The organism is Halorubellus litoreus (genome assembly GCF_055378595.1).
This window is the reverse complement of sequence record NZ_AP043836.1, coordinates 1,292,258-1,310,704: the sequence shown is the minus strand read 5'-3', so window position 1 is coordinate 1,310,704 and position 18,447 is coordinate 1,292,258. Positions and strand designations below refer to the sequence as shown.

The window sequence follows — 18,447 nt, the reverse complement described above, 5'->3', positions numbered from 1 at the left end:
AGGTGGCGTGCGAGCGAACGTTCGTGCGGGCGTGGCGTTGTTCAACGACGGGTACTATCACGCGGCCCACGACCCGCTGGAGGCGGCGTGGTTGGCGAGCGACCGCGACGACCTCGATGGCCGGTTCCTGCAGGGGCTCGTGCAGTTGACGGCGGCGGTGCATCACGCTCGCGGCCGGAACTGGGTGGGTTGCGTCGGACTGGCGTCGAGTGCGCGCGAGTACCTCGACGACGTCCCCGACGCGTACGGGGGCGTTGACGTGGCACTCGTGCGGCGCGTGCTCGAGACGCTCGCGAGCGACCCCGAGGTCGTCGAACGCCGCCCGATGCCCGAACTCGCGGTCGACGGCGAGCGCGTGACGCGCGACCGCCTCGACCTCGACGCGGTCGAACTCGTCGCCGAAGCGCTCGCGGAGGAACGCGGACTCGACGAATCGGTCGTCGAGCGCGCCGCGGCGTACGCTCGCGAGGACCGCGACCGCGAGCAGGCGGCGGACGACCTCGCCGCGAGCGGCCGGAACGAGGCCGCGAAGCTCGAACGGTTCCTCGTGGACTTCGCGACCGCGGACGACGACTACGGTATCGTCTACCAGCGGCTCAGCGAGCACGTCGAGCGCCGCGACCACCGCGCGAGCGACGTCGACGGACTCTTCGACTGAGCGCTCTCGACCACGACCCACCGACGAGGTTTACGTGTACTGTAAACTCGGGCTGTGGTCGCTGGACGGTCGCGGTTGCGGTCGAGTCACTCGCCGCCGGCGCGGCGCTTCCAGTCGCGCTCCTGCGCTCGCTCCTTCACGTGTCGTTGGCCGTCCGCGAGGTCGTCGCTGGCGCGTTCGCCGAACGCGACGATGTCGTCGAGGAACGCGTCCTGGTACGTCTCGAGGATGTCGTACGACCAGCGGCCCTGGTCGTCGGGGTGCGTGCTCTCGATGACGCCACGCGGGAGGAAGTCGTCGCGGATGGCGTTCGCGAGGTCGTCGTGGCCGGCGTCGCGGAGGCGGGCTTCGGCGTCGGCGAGGTGGTCCATGCCGCGGCCGGTCGCGTGGTGGAACGCGACGAGGTGGCCGTGCGCGCGGTGGAGGTGCTCGATACCGAGGTCTATCTCGTGGAGCGCGTCGACCTCCACGTCGGTCAACCCCGAATTATGGGCTTCGTTACCAGTACTCATATGATTGGGTACGTGCTGCTCGGACTTAGCGTTCATTCGTTCCCGGGGGTCGCCGCGAGAACTCTCACGGAACCAACACCTATGCGTGTGGCGTGCGTCGACCGGAGCATGCCAGAGGAGACCCTGCACAAGTCGACGCGGACAGCGTCACGCGAAGCGATCGGCGCGTACCTGCACCGCGTCGCGAACGCGTTCGAGCGCGGCGAGCCGTCCCCCGTCGACGACGGCGTCGCCGTCGACCTCCCCACCGAGGCCGAACTGGAGGTCGACGTCGAACGAACCGGCGACCAGCTGACGTACGAACTCGAGTTCGCGTGGCCCGCGAACGACGGCGGCGTCGACACCGACGCCAGCGTCGACGACGGCGTCGACGAGGACGCCGGCGGCCCCGACAGCCAGGCGACGTTCGAGCTCTACGCGGACCGCGCGAGCGAGTGGCGATGGCGACTCCGCCACGACAACGGGAACATCATCGCCGACAGCGGCGAAGGCTACGGGAAGAAGGACAACGCCCGGAACGGCATCCAGAGCGTCCAACGGAACGCCGCCGGCGCCGCCATCGAAGAGCAGGACTGACCGGCGCGGTCGGAACTACCGGCGAGCGCTCAGGCGTCCGGGAACGTCGCGGAGTTGTCCATCGGCTCGTACCCGAGGACCTCCTTGGCGTTCCGGAGCGAGTAGTACTTGCGGTCGTTGTCGCTGATGCCGTAGACGATCTCGTAGTCGTAGTCGGCTTCGATGCAGCGCTGGAAGAGGTGCCCGCAGTCGCGGTAGGAGAGCCACATCGCTTGCCCGCGCTCGTAGTCCTTCGGCGGGTGTTCCTCGGTGAGGTTCCCGATGCGGACCGCGACGAAACTCAGGTCGTGTTCGTCGTGATAGTATCGACCGAGGAGTTCGCCGCTCGCCTTCGAGACGCCGTAGAGGTTCCCCGGACGGGGGAGTTCGCTGCCGTCGAGCAGGAAGTCGTCGTGCTCGCGGTAGAGGTCGGGCTTGCGCTCGGTCTCGAAGTGCTTGACGGCGTGGTTCGAGGACGCGAACGCGACCTTCTCGACGCCCTCGTCGACCGCGGCCTGGAGGACGGTGTGCGTGCCGTCGATGTTGTTCGAGAGCACCGACGACCACGGCGCGGTCTTCCGCGGGTCGCCCGCGAGGTGGACGACCGCGCCACAGCCCGCGACGGCGTCGCGGACCGCGTCCTCGTCCGTGATGTCCGCGACGACGAACTCGCCGGGGTACGCGTCGGGGTCCGTCGGCGGGTCGCGGTCCAGCAGCCGCCAGTCGTAGTCGTCGCCGGCCCAGTCCAGGAGCGCGGTGCCGACGTGCCCGCGAGCGCCGGTGAGGAGGACGGGGTCGTCCATTCGATTGATGGCATGATTGGCGCGGGTAAGAAGAATCCGGTTCCGCTCCGGCCGCGACCCGAACGGGTTTCCGAATCCGGGCCGACCGTCCGCGTATGACCGACGAGGAGACCGAGGGCGGTGCGTCGGCGCCGACGACCGGCGAGGAAGCGGCGTTCGAGGCGGGTATCAAGTTCGGGTCGCTCTACCACCAGTTCGCGGGGACGCCGGTGTCGCCGTCGAGCGCGGGGAGTCTCGCGACGGCGATGGAGGAGGCCATCGAGAACCAGCCCCATTGCGAGGACGTCCAGGTCGCGATCCGCGAGGACGCGCTCGCGGCCGCCATCGACGACGCTGGCGCGGACTACGTCGAGCTCACGGGGTCGCTCGTGGACGTCTCGATGCGCATCGAGTACGAGGACGTGACGGTGTACACGAGCATGGCGATGCAGGACGGCTACCCGCTGATGCAGGTCGATTCGGTCGAACGCGACTGACCACCAGACGGGAACGTCGAGGAGTCCCGTTTGACCTCGCATGGGGGTCGGTCGTCGCTGTCGGTCCACGACTCGGATTCGACGGATATGAGGGCTCTCGACGCTGGTTTCACTTTCACTTTCAGGCGGGTATTTAACCTCCTCGCGGGCGTCGGTAATGGCATGAGTCAAGCAAGTCTCGACGACGACGAGCTGTTCGGCGAGATGGCGTCGGAGATGCGCGAGGACGTCGAGGAGGCCCTCGAGAAGGCGCGCGAGAACCTCCCGGAGGCGGACGACGTCTGGGAGACGGACGCGGATAACGTCCTCGGCGTCCTGAACGGCCTGCGGTCGGCGCTCGACGTCGGCGACGCCGAGGACCACCTGCGTGACGCGAAGAAGGCGTTCGTGATGGGGAAGCGCGCGGACGCGTTCGAGGACGCCGAGGACCTCGAGGAGGCCATCGAGACCGTCGAGGACCTCGTCGGGACGATCGAGGAGGCGCACGATCAGGTCGGCGACCTCGCGTCGACCGTGCCGGAACTCCGGAGTACGCTCGAGGACGCCCACGCCGACGAGGACGAGGACGACGAGTAACGTCCCTGGCGGTTGTCGCGTGACGCGGCGAGCGGTCGCGAGCGGTTCGGCGTGTTCTCAGTAGGCGTCTTCGAGCGACCGGAACGGTGCGTGGTCGACGGTGTTCGTGGTGACCGAGAGCGGTGCGACGCTGACGTCGGCGTCGGCGAGCGCGCGCCGGTCGGTCCCGACGGGGTCGGTGACGGCTTCGTCGCGGTCGGGGCGGAGCGGGTCGTAGAACGCGCTGGTGACGGCGTAGCCGTCGTCGCCTTCGTCGACGCGCAGCGAGTAGTCGTGGACGGGTTCGGTGAGTCGCAGGCGCGTGCTCGAAGTGGTTCTGGTGGGGGCGTTCACGCTGAGGTACGCGTCGCTCTCCGTGAGCGTCGATGGGTCGAGTGCGTCCACGAGGCGGCGCGTGACGGTCCGGGCTTCGTCGAACGCGCTCCGGTCGGGGTCGACGAGCGCGCCTTCGACGGGGTCGTACGCGGAGACGGCGACGGCGGCGTGCCCGAGGAACGCGGCTTCGGCGGCGGCGCCGACGGTCCCCGAGCGGCCGACGTTGTCGGCGCCGACGTTCGGGCCGTCGTTACAGCCGGCGACGACGAAGTCCGGGTCGTCGACCAGATGGAGGCCGTACGCGACGCAGTCCGCGGGCGTGCCGGTGACGGCGTGCCCGCGGTCGTGCTCGTGCACCTGGAACTCGCGGGTGGCGCGACGGCCGACGCCGCTCTGGTTCTCGACGGGCGCGACGACGGTGACGTCCGCGACGTCGCGGAGGGCGTCGTGGAGGGCGGCGATGCCGGGCGCGTCGATGCCGTCGTCGTTCGTGAGGACGACGGTCGGGTCGGCGGCCATGGTCGCCGGTAGTCCGCGAGCGCTCCAGAAGGTACCGGTTCGTGGCGCCTGCGAGTCCGTGGTATCGGTTCGTGGCGCCTGCGAGTCCGTGGTATCGGTTCGTGGCGCCTGCGAGTCCGTGCGCGGTCAGTCGCCAGGGTGGCGGACGTCGAGGTCGGCGGTGACGGTGACGGTGGTGTCGGCGTCGAGCGAGACGGTCGCTTCGAGCGGGCTGGTGCCGGTTCGGTCGACGTGCGCGTCGCCGACGAGTTCCGGGAGACGCCAGTACGGGCGGTCGACGAGGTCGACGCCGCGGTCGGCGGCGAGCGCGAGCGTCCGCGGGTCGGCGAGGAGCGCGCAGCCGACGGGGAGCGTGAGGTGGTTCCCGCACGTCTCGCAGTCCGCGACCGCGTGGATGGCGTGCCCGTCGCCGCGGGTTGCGGTCTGGCTCGCGCTCGCGTCGTCGTCGACGGCCGCGAGCGCCGTCCGCGTGCGTCCGGCGCACTCGGGGCAGACGCCGTCGACGGCGAGTGCGAAGTGCGAGCGCACGCGGTCGTCGAACGCCGAGAGCAGCGCGTCGACGCCGCCGTCGTCGAGGTGCGCGGCGGCGGCCCCGGGCGGGAACGGGTAGCGCGTGAGGACGCGCTCGCAGCCGTGGCACGCGACGGTGAGCCACGCGTCGCCGTAGCTCGCGTGCAGCGCGGCGACCCGGCAGTGCGCGCACTCGCCCGGGACCGCCGTCGGGCCGAACGCGCGCTGGTCGGTGTACGTCCCGGCGGCGAGCGCGGCCGCGGCCTTCCACCCCGGGTAGCGGAGTCGATAGCCGTCGCCGGTCTTCGCGACGAACGCGCCGACGAGCGCGTCGAGGTGGTACGCGAACTGCGCGGAGACGTCGACGCCAGCGCGCTCACGGAGGGTCGCGAACGACGTCGGGTACGGCGTCTCGGGGTCGGCGTGCGCGGCCAGCAGCGCGCGGAGGATGGCGACGCGGTGCTCGTTCCCGACGAGCGCGAACGCGTCCGCCGTCGCGTCGGCTGCGTCCGTCCGCGGCGCGTCGGGTGCGTCCATACGCGCCCTCGCGGGCCCAACCACAAATCCGTTCCTGTCGAATAGCCTACTAAAACGCGGGGTAGATTACGGTTACAAACCACCAGCACGTGTCTCGGTCCGATGCGAACGCCCTCGCTGCCCTCGCGGCCGCCCAGGGTCGTCGCGACGTACTACGCGTACCGAGCGACCGCCACGTTCGGGTTCTTCTGGCCCATCTTCACCGTCTTCCTGCTCTCCAGGGACCTCTCGTACACGCAGATCGCGCTCCTCGGGTCGCTCTCGGCCGCGGTCTCGGTCCTCGGCGAACTCCCGACGGGGTACGTCGGCGACCGCGTCGGCCGGCGGAACAGCCTCCTGCTCGGCGCCGTCGCCCGCGCCACCTCGGTGTACGCGCTCGCGTTCGCCGAGACGTTCCCGGGGTTCGTCGCGCTCTACGTCGCCTGGGCGGTCGGTGGCGCGTTCACGTCCGGCGCGGGCGACGCCTGGCTCTACGACGTCCTCGACGACCGACTCGACGCGTCCGCGTTCACGCGCGTCCGCGGTCGCGGCGGCGCGGTCAACATGATTGTCAGCGCCGCCAGCATGCTCGCCGCCGGCGTGCTCTACGCCGCCGACCCACGCCTCCCGTTCCTCGTCGGCGGCACCGTCAACGCCCTCGGGATACCCGTCCTTCTCTCGATGCCACGCGTCGACGCCACCCGCGACGGCGACGCCGGGGGCGACAGCGACGGCGACGCCGGGGGCGACCACCTCGGCGTGCGCGACGCTGCTCGCATCGTCCGAACCCAACTCCTCCGCCCGCCCGTCCGCTCGGTCGTCGTCGGCGTCGCGCTGTGCTTCGGCGTCGTCGGCGCCGCCGACACGTACGTCCAACCGATCGCCGTCGACGCCGTCGGCCTCTCCGAACTCGCGCTCGGGCCACTCTACGCGGGATTCTCCGTCGTCGCCGCGGTCGCGAGCTATCACGCCGACCGCCTCGAACGCACCGTCGGGACCGCGGGCGTCCTCGTCGGCCTCCCCGTGGTCGTTGGCGTCGCGCTCGTCGTTCCAGCGGCGGTCGCGCCCGTGCTCGCGGTGCCGGCGTTCGTCGCGATGAAAGGCGCTCGCGAGGCCCTCGCGCCGGTCGCGAGCGGATACCTGAACGAGCACGTCGACTCCGTCGGCCGCGCGACCGGCCTCTCCGCGGCCGCGATGTGCTACGGGACCGTCCGCCTCGTCCTCAAACCGGTCGGGGGCGTCGTCGCCGACGCGCTCGGCCCGCTCGCCACCGTCGCCGGCCTCGGCGCGTTCCTCGCCGCGGGCGTCCTCGTCGTTCGCGGCGTCGCGGCGCTCCGCAGCACGCCCGACGCGGACCCCGCCCGCGCCTGACCAAGCGATCAGTTGCTCGTTCGCTCGACGAGTGCGTCGAGCACGCGAACGAGCGCGTCGGCGGCGTCGTCGAGCATCGCCTCGCCCGTCGCGGCGTCGCCGTCGCGCGGGTCGCCGACCACGCCGTTCGCGCTGAACGCGTCCGTATCGTGGGCGACGTTCACGCCCGCGACCCAGTCACCCCACCGTTCGCTCGCGCCCTCCGCGGCCCCCTCGACGCGGTCCTCCCGGACGAGGTGCGGGGCGACGTGCCGCAGCAAGGCGGTCTCGCGTCCGCCGCCGTGCCCCATCGGGACGTCCGCGTCCACGACGTCGAACCACGTGAACGCCGCCGCCACAGCGGTCCCGTCCCGCGAGAGGCGCGCCGTCACCTCCCGTAACGCGTCGACGTTCCCGCCGTGCCCGTTCACGACCACGACCGCGTCCACGCCGTGACTCGCGAGGCTCTCCGCGGTCTCGCGGACGTACGCGCGGAACGTGTCCGGCGACACCCACAGCGTCCCCGCGAACGCCCGATGCTCCTCGGCGACCCCCACGGGAATCGTCGGTGCGAGCGCAACCGGCGCCTCGCCGTCGTGCTCGCGCTCGTACGCCTCGACGCCCGCCTCCGCGACCGCCTCGGCCGCGATAGCGTCCGTTCCGAGGGGCGCGTGCGGCCCGTGCTGTTCCGTGCTCCCGACCGGCACCACGCCCACCACCGGGTCGGCCTCGCGCACGTCCGTCCACGTCGCATCCGCCAGGTCCATACCCCCACCGTCGCCCCCCGGTCGCAAGAAACGCACGCCCCACCGTCGACTCCCGTGCAGCGGACGCGACCGCGACGCCACCCCCGCGCGACCCTATTCGTTTCGGCAGGGAACCTACGTAAACTCGACGCCAACGTCGAGGTATGACGCGCACCGTCGAACGCGCCGACGCGCGACCGGCAGGCGACCAGCCGACCGCCCTCTCCGGCGAGCACGACGCCGACAGCGACGAGTACACGGTGTACCCGGCGTGCGCCGGCGACGACGACCTCGTCACCACGTGGCTCACCGTCGACGCCGACGCCGTCGTCGACGCCACCGACTGGCGGTGACTCCCGCTCGCAACCGCGAACGACGCCGAGGAACGTGACAGTTCGCTCTCACCCACTGGGAACGACCGGTCTTTTATATCCGGTGCCGCGGCGAAGTACGGAACGAGGCGAGCCACGATGCCAACCCCAGCCCCCAACTCGGACGCCGACCGCAGCATCACCGCTGCCGAACGCATCCCCGACGACACCCCGCACGACCCACAACCCGAGGACACCCCGCTCGTCGCACTCCCCAGCGACACCCCCGACGGCCGCGAATACACTCTCTGCCCCGCCAGCGCCGACGCCGAAACCATCATCACAACGTGGCTCACCGTCGACGCCGACCTCGTCTACGACCTCGACGAGTGGCGATGACACAGCAATCACCGAGACACGGAACCGAACAGTAACGGCGTCGTGGCGGCGATGACAGCGAGAAACAGCCGCCTGGGTGGCGGGATACCGAAGAAACGGCCGCCTGGGTGGCGGGATACCGAAGAAACGGCCGCCTGGGGGCGATGACAGCGAGAAACGGCCGCCTGGGGGCGGCCGTATGCTAGAGGAGTCCGTCAGTCGTCCTGGTCGACTTCGATCCGGTTCTCGCGGTTCTTCGCGCGTTCGACGAACTCCTCGGGGAGTTCGTCTATCTCGCCGGCTTGGACGCCCCAGAGGTGCGCGTAGAGGCCGTCGTTCGCGATGAGGTCGTCGTGCGTGCCGCGTTCGACGATGCGGCCGTCCTCCAGCACCACGATCTGGTCGGCGTCCTTGATGGTCGAGAGGCGGTGCGCGATGGCGAACGTCGTGCGGTCCTCGGCGAGTTCGTCGATGGAGCGCTGGATGAGCATCTCCGTCTCCGTGTCCACGTCGCTCGTGGCTTCGTCGAGCACGAGCAGGCTCGGGTCCTTCAGGATGGCTCGCGCGATCGAGATGCGCTGGCGTTGTCCACCGGAGAGTTTCACGCCGCGTTCGCCGACCTCGGTGTCGTAGCCCTCGGGGAGGTTCTGGATGAACTCGTGCGCTTCCGCCATCTTCGCCGCCTCCACGACGTCCTCGCGGTCCGCGTCGAACGTCCCGTACGTGATGTTCTCCTCGACCGTCCCGTAGAACAGGAACGTGTCCTGGCTCACATACCCGATGTGGCGGCGGAGACTCGGGATGGTGACGTCACGGAGGTCCTGCCCGTCGATCTCGATGCCACCGTCGTTCACGTCGTACATCCGCAACAGGAGCTTCAGGACCGTCGACTTCCCCGCCCCCGTGGGGCCGACGAGCGCGAGCGTCTCCCCGCCGTCGACGTCGAAGTCGATGTCCTCCACGATGGTCTCGTCGTCGTCGTACCCGAACGAGACGTCGTCGTACGTGACCGCGCCGTCGTCGACGACGAGGTCGCTCGCGTCCGGGTCCTCCGCGATACGCGACGGCTCGTCCATCAACCCGAAGATGCGTTCCGAGGATGCGCGAGCGCGCTGGTACATGTTGATGATCTGCCCGAACTGCGCCATCGGCCAGATGAACCGCTGACTCAGGAGGATGAACGCCACGAACTCGCCAGGCGACAGTTCGCCCGTGAATATCCACGGCGCCGGCTGGTCGTTCAGCGTGTTGAACACCCAGAGCCCGCCGACGAAGAACGTCACCACGAACCCGACGCCCGCGAGCACGCGGAGCGCGGGGAAGAACTTGATGCGCGTGTTGATCGCGTCCCAGTTCGCGTCGTAGTACTCCTGGCTGACGTCGTCGACGCGGTCGGACTCGAAGTCCTCCGTGTTGTACGTCTTGATGACCTGGACGCCACCGAGGTTGTTCTCCAGGCGCGAGTTGAGTTGGCCGACAGAGGAGCGGACGTCCGCGTACTTCGGCTGGATGATGTTCACGAACTTGTACGTCGTGTACCCGATGAGGGGGACGACGACGAGCGTGACGAACGCGAGCTGGGCGTTGTAGTAGAAGAGGATGGCGGCGATACCGAGCACCATCACGGAGAGGCGGAACGCGGAGTTCATGCCGTCGTTCAGGAATCGCTCCAGGCGGTTCACGTCGTTCGAGAGGATGGACATCATCTCCCCGGTCTGCTTGTCCGCGAAGAAGTCCATGTTCAGCCGCTGCATCTTGTCGTACGTGTCCGTACGGACCGCGTGCTGGATGTGCTGCGCGAAACTGTTCCACCCCCAGTTACGCGTCCAGTGGAACGCCGCCCCGCCGAAGAACCCGAACGCGATGAGGCCCGCCGACAGCATGAGTTGCGCCTCCGGGTCGTTCAGTGGGAGCCACGCGTCGGGGACGAGCCACAGCGAGAACTGCTGGTCGCCGTCGGGGTTGAACGTCGTATCGAGCGCCATCGCGAGGATGACCGGCGGCATCAGGTCGAGGAGGCGCGCGACGACGCTCGAGAGCAGGCCGACGACGAACGCGAGCTTGTTCTCCGCGCCGTACTCGAAGAACAACCGCTTCATCGGGTTCTCGGCTTGCTCGCGTTGTTCTTCGAACGGGTCGTCGTCGGCGTCGTCGAGTTCCATTGACTTACTCCTCGAACTGTGGACGGTTATGGCTTGTTACGTTTCGAAACTCTTGCCGGTGGTTCGACCGGGGAGGACGCGGCTGGATCGGTGACATGGCCGCTTCGTCGAACCCTCGTACAAAAAATCGGTCTGTGGTTCGGTAACGTCCCACGGTCGCGGTCGTGGTTGCCGGAACCGGCGCGTCGTCCGACGGTCGGTCGCACCGTCGCGCTCCACTCGGGCGGCCGTCAGCTCGGGCACTCGGTCCGATTCGTCGTCCCGTACGTCACGTTCACGCGGTCGCCCGCGTCGATGCCGTTCGCGGCCGCGTACCCTCGCGGCACCTCGAGCACCCACTTCGCGCGGCCCGGCGCGCGGATGGACTCGCCGTCCTCGCCCGGGTCGGGCGCGCGGAGCGACGTCACCGAGTTCACGCGACCGTCCGCGCCGACGTAGATGATGTCGAGCGCGAAGTCCATGTCGCGCATCACGTACGTCACGTCCTCCTCCTGGGGATGCACGAACCACATCCCGCTGCCGTTCGCGAGCGACTCGTGCTCGCTCAACCCCGTGATGCGTTCCGGGCGTCGGTCCGCGACCTCCACGACCACGCACGACGCCACGCCAGATTCGGCGTCGGTCACCGAGACGACGCCGACCTCGTGGTTCGTCGCCCACGGGAGCGCGAACCCGCCGAGCTGGTAGACGACCGCGGCGACGAGCACGACGAGGACGAGCACGACAGCCGCTCGCCCGAGCTGCGTTCGGTCCAGTTGCACGCGCGAATCGACGCACTCGACGAGGAAAGCGCTTCGGAAGCAAGCGAAAGCGGTATGAAGACGCGTCCGCTCTCGTCGACTGCGGGCACGTGGTCTAGTTGGTCATGACGCTTCCCTTACAAGGAAGAGGCCGACGGTTCGACTCCGTCCGTGCCCACTCCTCGGTCGCGGCGACCACCCGCGGCACCCGCGGCACCCGCTCACGTAGCCGCGAAGCACTTTTCGGGCGTTCGCGACACCAGTACGCGTATGCATCCCACCGTCGACGTCCGCCCAGCCACCTTCAGGGACGTCCCCGGCATCCGCCGCGTCGCCCACGACGCCTACCACGCCGCGTACGGCGACCTCGTCGACGCCGACGCGCTCGACGCCCAGCTCGACGAGTGGTACAGCGAGGACGGCGTCGAGAACCGCGTGCTCCGCGACGCCTCGACGCTCCTCGTCGCCGACCACCCCACCGACGGCGTCGTCGGCTACGCCAGCGGCGGCCCCACGCCCACGAGCGAGAGCGACCCCGACCCAGCCCCGGAGCAGGCGACGCTGTACACGTGCTACGTCCACCCCGACCACTGGGGCGACCGCGTCGGGCACGCCCTCCTCACCGCCATCGAGGACGCGCTCTGCGACCGCGGGTTCGAGCGCATGGTCGTTCCCGTCCTCGCCGCGAACGACCGCGCCCGAGCGTTCTACGCCGACCACGGCTACACGCACACCGACGACGACACCATCACGTTCGCCGGCACCACGCTCGACGAAGCCATCCACACCGGCGACCTCTAACCCACACCGCACCGATTCGAAATCCTTTTACAACGAACCGCCCGACGTAGAAGCGTAAGCCGCCTTAGCTCAGACTGGGAGAGCACTCGACTGAAGATCGAGCTGTCCCCGGTTCAAATCCGGGAGGCGGCATACTTCTGCGGCCGACAACGCGAACGAGCGTAGCGAGTGAGCCGTCGGCCGCGAAGTCTCCAGCGACTGGATTTGAATCAGGGAGCGAACGCAGTGAGCGACCGAGGTTCAAATCCGGGAGGCGGCATAGACTTCTCGGTTCACATGCCCGAACGACAACCCCCGTAGAGAGGGGTTCGTTCGCCGGTTCTCTGAATGGGGGTGAGCGGCGGTGCAGTTGATCGAGACTGCACCCCACGAGTTCGCCGCGCACTTCCTCTTCGAGAAGCGCGGGCTCGAACCGTTCTTCGCGTGCGACCGGCGCGTGAAGGACGGTGGTGGCAGTCAGAACGCGACCTTCGAGCGCGACGACGAGACGTGGGAGGCGACGCTCTCCTACCGCGACTCCGGACTGAAGCATCCCGGACGGCAGCTCCCGAGCGGGACCGAGTTCTGGCTCGACGAGATGCGCGAGTTTGAACTGACCATCGCGAGCGACGACGATCCCGTCGGCGAGCAATCTGTCTACAAAACTCCTTTTCTACGGGTTGCAGGAGTACATCCATTGCGTCCCTCTAGTATTGCTGCCCGCTTAACCACTCGCCGAGAGAATTCAGGATCACGACTAAAAATGGGTGTAAAGTTGCTCACTTCTATCGGCGAGAACAGTATACTGTAGCCACCGAGGATATCCGTCGGCTATCAGCACGGACTGTTCACTTTCACTCTGGCTTACACGATTTTAAGTGTCTCCCACTGGAAGAGATTAACATTCAAAGAACCAGAATATCTGACTACGCCAACAATCCCTGCTGGACTGCGGGTGCGCTCCAGAGAGAACATCATAGTGCAATCAATCGACGAAGTTAACCAATGAAATTCGGACACCTTGCCGACATCCATCTCGGCCACCGTCAGTACGGACTGAACCAGCGCGAAGACGATATGACGAGCACGTTCAAGGCAACGTTACAGCTCATTATGCGGGACGACCCAGACGCCATCCTTCTACCGGGGGATCTGTTCCACTCGCGGGACCTCCGCCCAAAGGTTCTCGAGGCGGCTGAAAAGGGCCTCAGTGTCGTCCCCGACGATGTCCCTGTCCTCGTCTCTCGTGGAAACCACGACGAGAACTTGACCCCACGCGACGTCACGTGGCTGAACTACCTCCACCGTCGCGGGCACATCGTTCTCCTCGAAGCTGACCTGGAGAGCCATCCGGAAGTGGCGACGTTCGAGCCGCACGACTCAAACGAGCCTGGTGAAGACGCTGGGTTCTACGACATCGAGACGGACTCCGGAACAGTCCGCGTGTTCGGATTGCAGTGGCGGGGTGCACGAACAGACACCGCGCTGGAGAAGGTCGCAAAGGGCATCCAGGAGACGGCAGATGAACACGGCGAGCCCGACTACACGGTACTTCTGGCTCACTTCGGTATCGAGGATGAAGTGCCTGCGCTCGGCGGAAACGTGACACATGCGGAACTCCGGGAGGTGCGTGAGGTGGTTGACTACCTCGCATTAGGACACATCCACAAGCGATACGACGCGAGTGGATGGATCTACAACCCCGGATCGCCGGAAGCACACTCCACGTCAGAGGCCAGAGACGACTGGGACCACGGCTACTACAGCGTAGACTTGACCGAGGCCGACGACGAGCACGACGGCCCAGGGAGACTCGCACACGCCGTTGATCACAATCACTCGCGACGCCGTCCGTTCTATACCATTGATTTCGACGTCACCCCTCACGACTCGGCGGGTGAACTCGAGACGGCGTTCCTCGACCACTTGGAGGACGAGCAGGGAGCTCTTCAGAGTTACATAGACCGCGAGGAGTTCTTGTGGGGGAGTGACCGTCGCGAATCGATGATCGATCTCCGGTTCGAGGGAACGCTCCAGTTCGACCGAGGAAGCTTCCGAGTGGACGAACTCGCCGACCGAGCGGAGAGTGTTTGCGACGCGCTGTACGTGCAGACGAACACCAGCCGGGTCACTACCGCTGAAATCCAGGAACTGCTGGCGGAGCTTGACGACGACGAGGTGTTCGTCGACGGGCGATTACAGACCGCAGCACTGGAGCAACGAGTGTTTGAGACGATCGCCACCGAGTCCGAGTATAGTGATCACGCTGACGAGGTGGCGACACTCCTCGGTGATGCCCACCGGATGGCACAGAGCGGGGAGAGCACAGACGACATCGTCGACGTCGTCTCAGACAGTCGCCAGGAGCTATTCCCCGACGCTACAGCGGATGTCTCACTGGACGTGACCGAGGCTCCCTTCGCCGAACGTGAACATACCGATGAGAGCACGGCTGAACAACAGAGTGCTGCTGCTTCTGGAGGTGATGCAGAATGAAGATACTCGGTGTTACCTTGGAGAACATCAAGTCGTACGAAGACAGAACGGAGGTGCCGCTACAGGAGGGCGTCACTGCAATCCTCGGGGAGAACGGCTCCGGTAAATCGACGATACAAGAGGCGATTGGGTTCGCCCTCTTCGACTCGCTTCCGTTCAACAACAGCGAGTTCGTCCGTGAGGGCGCCTCGTCCGGCACCGTCGAAGTCACCATTGAGTTGGATGAGCGCGAAGACGGACAGCAGTACCGCGTGACTCGGTCTGCGGGATACTCGAAGTACGGTGTTGCACGGTACGACAGCGAGAACGACGAGTGGGTCGACCAGGATATCGACTCGAAGAAGTCACTCGTTCAGTGGCTTTGTACGAAGTTCGACCTCGAGGACGGAGACGAACTGAGCAAACTCTGGGAGTCGTGCGTTGGTGTTCCGCAGACACGGTTCCTCTCTGACTTCGCACAGACTGCTCGGAACCGACAGAAGACGTTCGACGAACTCCTCGGCATCGACGCCTACGAGGAGTCTTGGGACGTTCTGAAAGGAGTCCCGGATGAGATTGGAGCGGAGCGCCAGCGCGTGCGGGAGAACATCCGGGAACTCACCGGCGAAGTACAGAGCCTTCCCAAGGAGCGTAAGGAGAAGCAGGAACTCGAGGAGGAAGTCGAGCGGATTGTCGGTGAGATCGAGTCGGCCCAGTCTGACCTTACCGACGCCGAGGAGCGACACGGAGAACTGGACGAAACCCGTGAACGTATCGCGGATCTCGAAGCGGAGATCCAGCAGAAGGAGCAGGCCATCGGGGCGAAAGAGGACGCCCTTGAAGACGCGGAAGACGATCTGGGGGCTGCACAAAACGCGGCCGACAAGTGTGAGGCTGCTCGTGAGGGATACGAACAGTACACCGAGGCGAAGGAACGCCAAGACGACCTCGAAGACGAACTCGCGGAGCTGAACGAGTTGCGCGACGAGCGTCAGGAACTGGAGGGCGAGCGTGGGCGTCTCAAGACACGAAAAGAGACCCTTCAAGAGCAGGTCGAAAAGTACGAACAAGCCAAGGAGAACATCGAGGAACACCGGGCAAACAAAGAGCGCTACGAGGAACTCGACGAGCGAATCTCCGACCTGAAGTCGGACCGCGAAACCGTCGAACGGCTTCGTGACGAAGTCGAGTCACTCGACGCCGATGCGCGGGATGATCTCGCTGAACTCCGCCGAACGGTTCAAACGATCGAAGAGATCGACCGAGAGGCGGCCGAGGTGGCGGATGCCGGCGAGATTCGGGACCGAATTAGTGACGTGAAGGGCGAATTGGCGTCACTGAAATCAGAAGCGTCTGAGCTCCGCGAACGACTCGAACGCCTCCGAGACGCTGATGCAGATGCCCCGTGCCCGACCTGCGGGAAACCGCTGGAAGGTGAGCATCGGACGGAAACCATCGAAGAGCGGGAGGGACGCCTCGAAGAGATTCAATCCGAACGCCAAGACCTCGAAGAGGAACTTTCCGAACTTCAAGACAAACTCGAGGAGGCCGAGCGGGTCGAAAAACGAGTCGCACAGTTGGATATGCACAGGAACCGGGCAGAGGATCTCCGAGAAGACCTCGGTGATCTCGCCGAAGAACGCGAAGAGACTCGTGAGGAGATAACCTCACTTTCCGAGCGGATCGGGCAGATCTCCGGCCTTGAGGACGAGCGCGACTCGCTAGAGGAGGCGAAGGACGCCTTCCAGACGGCGAAGGTCCAAGCGGACGAGTACGCCGATGCCCCGGACGACCTCGTAGATGTCGAAGAGTCGATCGAGTCGGTCGAAGCCGAGATGGTCCAGCTGGACGAAGAAATAGCCGGGCTCGGTGATGTCGAAGACGAACTCAAGGGCGTAAAACAGACGCTGAAGGAGAACGAGGACGATTACCAGCAGTTCGAACGAAACCGGCAGACGGCCGATAAAATGGAAGCGCGAGAGGAGAAGGTAGCGGAGATTGAACAGGAGCTCGTGGACCTTCGTGACGAACACGAGCAATTGAACGAGGATCTTGAGAACGTACAGGAATCGTTCGACGAGAACGAGTTCGAGTCCCTCTCCGAGGAGATAGAGGAACTCAAGGGACGAATTAACACCCTCGATGGCACGAAGGGCGCGAAGGAAGACGAACTCAAGGGAGTCGCAGCCAAAGTCGAGGAGTTAGAGGAGAAACTGGCGGAACGGGAAGAGAAAGTCGAAACGCTTCGCGAACTCGCTGCGGACCAGCAGTTCGCCACGTGGGTGCGCGACAACGTCCGTGCAGCCGGACCGAAGATGCGCGACGTAATCACCGACCGCATCGGAAAGCGCGCTGACACCATCTTCCGGTCGATTCGTGGCCGGAAGGCCGAGCAACTGGAATGGACGTCGGACTACGACATCGTCGTCGTCGACGCCGATGTTCGGAAGTCCTTCTCCACACTCTCCGGCGGCGAGAAGATGGCTGCGGCTCTCGCAGTCCGACTGGCCATTCTGGAACAGATCTCCGGGCTCGGTATTGCGTTCCTCGATGAACCGACGGCGAACCTCGACGAGGACAAAAAGGCGAACCTCGTCGGACAACTCAACAGGTTGGACGCGTTCGATCAGTTGACAGTCATCAGCCACGACTCCACGTTCGACTCGATGACCGACTACAGCATCACCATCGAGAAACCCGACCAGACGTCGGAGGTGATGAGCGACTGATGGCGTTCGACAAAGCCGAAGTCGCGGCGGCGCTCGACGACAACGTCGACGTCATCCGATCGTATCTGGAGGACGATGACGACCTCGTCGCACGCTATCAAGACGCATTTCGCCGACTTCCAGAGATGAGTGACGCGAGTGAGCTCCGCTCCGATCTGTCGTCTTCGTCGTACCCGGGAGCCCTCCCGACAGACAGATTCGACAGTGCAGACTCACTCGTGATTCACCACGAGACATCCGACGGGTGGGACAGCCACGAGGCGGTCAACGACTGGGCACGGGATCTCCTGATGGACGTCCCGATGCTGGCAGTCGACGGATCTGAGATCCCTCCGACGACCCAGTTCAATGTCCCACTCGCGTACGTGCAGGCTGCGTGGTGCCTCAACTACCATTCCCCTGAGGGAAAGCTCGAACGCGGGAGGGAGGGACGGCTCCTCGGCCCGATGGACGTGACCCGTTCAGGGGGTGACAACGGCGGCGACGAGTACCGCTTCGTCGACAGTTCGCTCGTCGGCCTCGAACGGTACGAACACGAAGCATCCCTCCTCGTCGAACGGATTGAAGACCTGGCAGGGGAGTACGAGCGTGGGGAACTAGAACGTCGCCCGGTCGTCCTCTACGACGGCCCGCTCGTGGCGTCGTTCGCGAACCCAAAGCGACCGGGAGTCCGAGATAGGTACCTCTCGGCCATCAGTCGACTCCTCGCAGCGAGTCAGCATCACCGGATTCCAGTTGTCGGGTACGTCGCAGGCACAAACGCCGTCGAACTGTCGAAGATGACCCGGCTTCTGCTTCAGGACGAACTGGGTGCGGACCGTACCATCCCTGACGCACGTGTGCTGGCTGGGATGATGAGCTCTTGGGGAGATTCGACGGTGCCGTTCCTCTGTCGACGTGATGGGAGTGTCGATGCCCTCACCGTGTCATACCGTGGAGTGGAGTACGATTTCGGCCACGAGATTCACTTCTCGTATCTCAAAGTCCCACCAGGCGATGGCCTCGACAGACTGGAGTTCCCCGGCTGGATGCTGGAGGCGGACGGACCGTCCGGATACGCGGACCTGTACGAATACACGCTGGACGTCGTCCGCGCCGAGTCCGGAGTCGGACGGGGATACCCAGAGGTACTCCAGCAAGCGGACACCGACGCCGTCCTCGATCAGCGTGACCGACAGCAGTTCCTCCGTCTGCTCCAGAAGTGGGCCGAGACGAACGACGTACCGCTGGAGTGGGACGCGAAGGCACTGAGCAAGGAACTCCGACGACGATGATTCGGGCGCCACACAGAGAAGCGACAGAGTCGCTCTCCGATCACGGCAGTGGAACCGTCACT

At 66.0% G+C, this 18,447-nt stretch carries 19 protein-coding genes and 2 tRNA genes; 14 read left to right on the top strand and 7 right to left on the bottom strand.

Annotated elements, in window-relative coordinates:
* Positions 1–7: 7 nt before the first annotated feature.
* Positions 8–658, top strand: coding sequence for a DUF309 domain-containing protein (locus ACZ48X_RS10750; protein WP_336351035.1), 651 nt, complete (start codon positions 8–10; stop codon positions 656–658).
* A gap of 86 nt (positions 659–744) precedes the next feature.
* Here the strand turns inward: ACZ48X_RS10750 and ACZ48X_RS10745 are convergent, their stop codons facing one another.
* Positions 745–1,170: a hypothetical protein gene (locus ACZ48X_RS10745; RefSeq protein WP_336351034.1), complete on the bottom strand. Its 426-nt coding sequence runs from the start codon at positions 1,168–1,170 to the stop codon at positions 745–747.
* A gap of 108 nt (positions 1,171–1,278) precedes the next feature.
* Between ACZ48X_RS10745 and ACZ48X_RS10740 the strand changes: the two genes are divergently transcribed.
* Positions 1,279–1,746 carry an HVO_2922 family protein gene (locus ACZ48X_RS10740; protein WP_336351033.1) on the top strand — a complete coding sequence of 156 codons (468 nt, stop codon included), beginning with the start codon at positions 1,279–1,281 and terminating at the stop codon, positions 1,744–1,746.
* Positions 1,747–1,775: 29 nt separating this feature from the next.
* Here ACZ48X_RS10740 and azf read toward each other — a convergent pair whose 3' ends face one another.
* The gene (gene azf / locus ACZ48X_RS10735; RefSeq protein ID WP_336351032.1) at positions 1,776–2,528 is read right to left on the bottom strand and encodes an NAD-dependent glucose-6-phosphate dehydrogenase Azf; all 753 of its coding nucleotides are present in this window, start codon (positions 2,526–2,528) and stop codon (positions 1,776–1,778) included.
* A 95-nt stretch (positions 2,529–2,623) separates the two neighbouring features.
* On the opposite strand from azf, the gene ACZ48X_RS10730 reads away from it, so the two are divergent.
* Positions 2,624–3,004 carry a dihydroneopterin aldolase family protein gene (locus ACZ48X_RS10730; RefSeq protein ID WP_336351031.1) on the top strand — a complete coding sequence of 127 codons (381 nt, stop codon included), beginning with the start codon at positions 2,624–2,626 and terminating at the stop codon, positions 3,002–3,004.
* Positions 3,005–3,166: 162 nt separating this feature from the next.
* Positions 3,167–3,580 (top strand): DUF5790 family protein, encoded by a 414-nt coding sequence (locus ACZ48X_RS10725; RefSeq protein ID WP_336351030.1) that lies wholly within the window; start codon positions 3,167–3,169, stop codon positions 3,578–3,580.
* A 57-nt stretch (positions 3,581–3,637) separates the two neighbouring features.
* Here ACZ48X_RS10725 and surE read toward each other — a convergent pair whose 3' ends face one another.
* Together surE and ACZ48X_RS10715 are read right to left on the bottom strand one after the other, a co-directional pair.
* Entirely contained in the window at positions 3,638–4,414 is a 777-nt protein-coding gene (surE, locus tag ACZ48X_RS10720) for a 5'/3'-nucleotidase SurE (RefSeq protein WP_336351029.1), read from the bottom strand.
* Between the two features lie 126 nt (positions 4,415–4,540).
* Complete coding sequence (locus tag ACZ48X_RS10715; protein ID WP_336351028.1) at positions 4,541–5,461, bottom strand: DUF7351 domain-containing protein; 921 nt, start codon at positions 5,459–5,461, stop codon at positions 4,541–4,543.
* Positions 5,462–5,563: 102 nt separating this feature from the next.
* On the opposite strand from ACZ48X_RS10715, the gene ACZ48X_RS10710 reads away from it, so the two are divergent.
* A complete protein-coding gene (locus ACZ48X_RS10710; protein WP_336351027.1) occupies positions 5,564–6,811 on the top strand; it encodes an MFS transporter in 1,248 nt (415 codons plus the stop codon).
* Between the two features lie 8 nt (positions 6,812–6,819).
* Here ACZ48X_RS10710 and ACZ48X_RS10705 read toward each other — a convergent pair whose 3' ends face one another.
* On the bottom strand, positions 6,820–7,557 hold the full coding sequence (locus ACZ48X_RS10705; RefSeq protein WP_336351026.1) for a creatininase family protein: 738 nt from the start codon (positions 7,555–7,557) through the stop codon (positions 6,820–6,822).
* A gap of 143 nt (positions 7,558–7,700) precedes the next feature.
* On the opposite strand from ACZ48X_RS10705, the gene ACZ48X_RS10700 reads away from it, so the two are divergent.
* Both ACZ48X_RS10700 and ACZ48X_RS10695 read left to right on the top strand, forming a co-directional pair.
* On the top strand, positions 7,701–7,889 hold the full coding sequence (locus tag ACZ48X_RS10700; RefSeq protein WP_336351025.1) for a DUF7511 domain-containing protein: 189 nt from the start codon (positions 7,701–7,703) through the stop codon (positions 7,887–7,889).
* Between the two features lie 117 nt (positions 7,890–8,006).
* Entirely contained in the window at positions 8,007–8,246 is a 240-nt protein-coding gene (locus tag ACZ48X_RS10695; protein ID WP_336351024.1) for a DUF7511 domain-containing protein, read from the top strand.
* Between the two features lie 194 nt (positions 8,247–8,440).
* Here the strand turns inward: ACZ48X_RS10695 and ACZ48X_RS10690 are convergent, their stop codons facing one another.
* The gene (locus ACZ48X_RS10690) at positions 8,441–10,387 is read right to left on the bottom strand and encodes an ABC transporter ATP-binding protein (protein ID WP_336351023.1); all 1,947 of its coding nucleotides are present in this window, start codon (positions 10,385–10,387) and stop codon (positions 8,441–8,443) included.
* Positions 10,388–10,617: 230 nt separating this feature from the next.
* Entirely contained in the window at positions 10,618–11,148 is a 531-nt protein-coding gene (locus tag ACZ48X_RS10685) for a DUF192 domain-containing protein (protein WP_336351022.1), read from the bottom strand.
* Between the two features lie 83 nt (positions 11,149–11,231).
* On the opposite strand from ACZ48X_RS10685, the gene ACZ48X_RS10680 reads away from it, so the two are divergent.
* The 7 genes from ACZ48X_RS10680 to ACZ48X_RS10650 all read left to right on the top strand — a co-directional run bounded on the left by ACZ48X_RS10680 (position 11,232) and on the right by ACZ48X_RS10650 (position 18,385).
* A tRNA-Val gene (locus ACZ48X_RS10680) sits at positions 11,232–11,305 on the top strand.
* 92 nt (positions 11,306–11,397) lie between these two features.
* On the top strand, positions 11,398–11,928 hold the full coding sequence (locus ACZ48X_RS10675) for a GNAT family N-acetyltransferase (RefSeq protein ID WP_336351021.1): 531 nt from the start codon (positions 11,398–11,400) through the stop codon (positions 11,926–11,928).
* A 58-nt stretch (positions 11,929–11,986) separates the two neighbouring features.
* Positions 11,987–12,060: transfer RNA gene (locus ACZ48X_RS10670), tRNA-Phe, on the top strand.
* A gap of 211 nt (positions 12,061–12,271) precedes the next feature.
* The gene (locus tag ACZ48X_RS10665) at positions 12,272–12,718 is read left to right on the top strand and encodes a DUF7845 domain-containing protein (RefSeq protein ID WP_336351020.1); all 447 of its coding nucleotides are present in this window, start codon (positions 12,272–12,274) and stop codon (positions 12,716–12,718) included.
* Between the two features lie 194 nt (positions 12,719–12,912).
* A complete protein-coding gene (locus tag ACZ48X_RS10660; RefSeq protein WP_336351019.1) occupies positions 12,913–14,403 on the top strand; it encodes a metallophosphoesterase family protein in 1,491 nt (496 codons plus the stop codon).
* The gene (locus ACZ48X_RS10655) at positions 14,400–17,111 is read left to right on the top strand and encodes an AAA family ATPase (protein ID WP_336351018.1); all 2,712 of its coding nucleotides are present in this window, start codon (positions 14,400–14,402) and stop codon (positions 17,109–17,111) included. The genes ACZ48X_RS10660 and ACZ48X_RS10655 overlap by 4 nt, the downstream gene beginning before the upstream one ends.
* On the top strand, positions 17,111–18,385 hold the full coding sequence (locus ACZ48X_RS10650; protein WP_336351017.1) for a DNA double-strand break repair nuclease NurA: 1,275 nt from the start codon (positions 17,111–17,113) through the stop codon (positions 18,383–18,385). The genes ACZ48X_RS10655 and ACZ48X_RS10650 overlap by 1 nt, the downstream gene beginning before the upstream one ends.
* Positions 18,386–18,447: the final 62 nt, after the last annotated feature.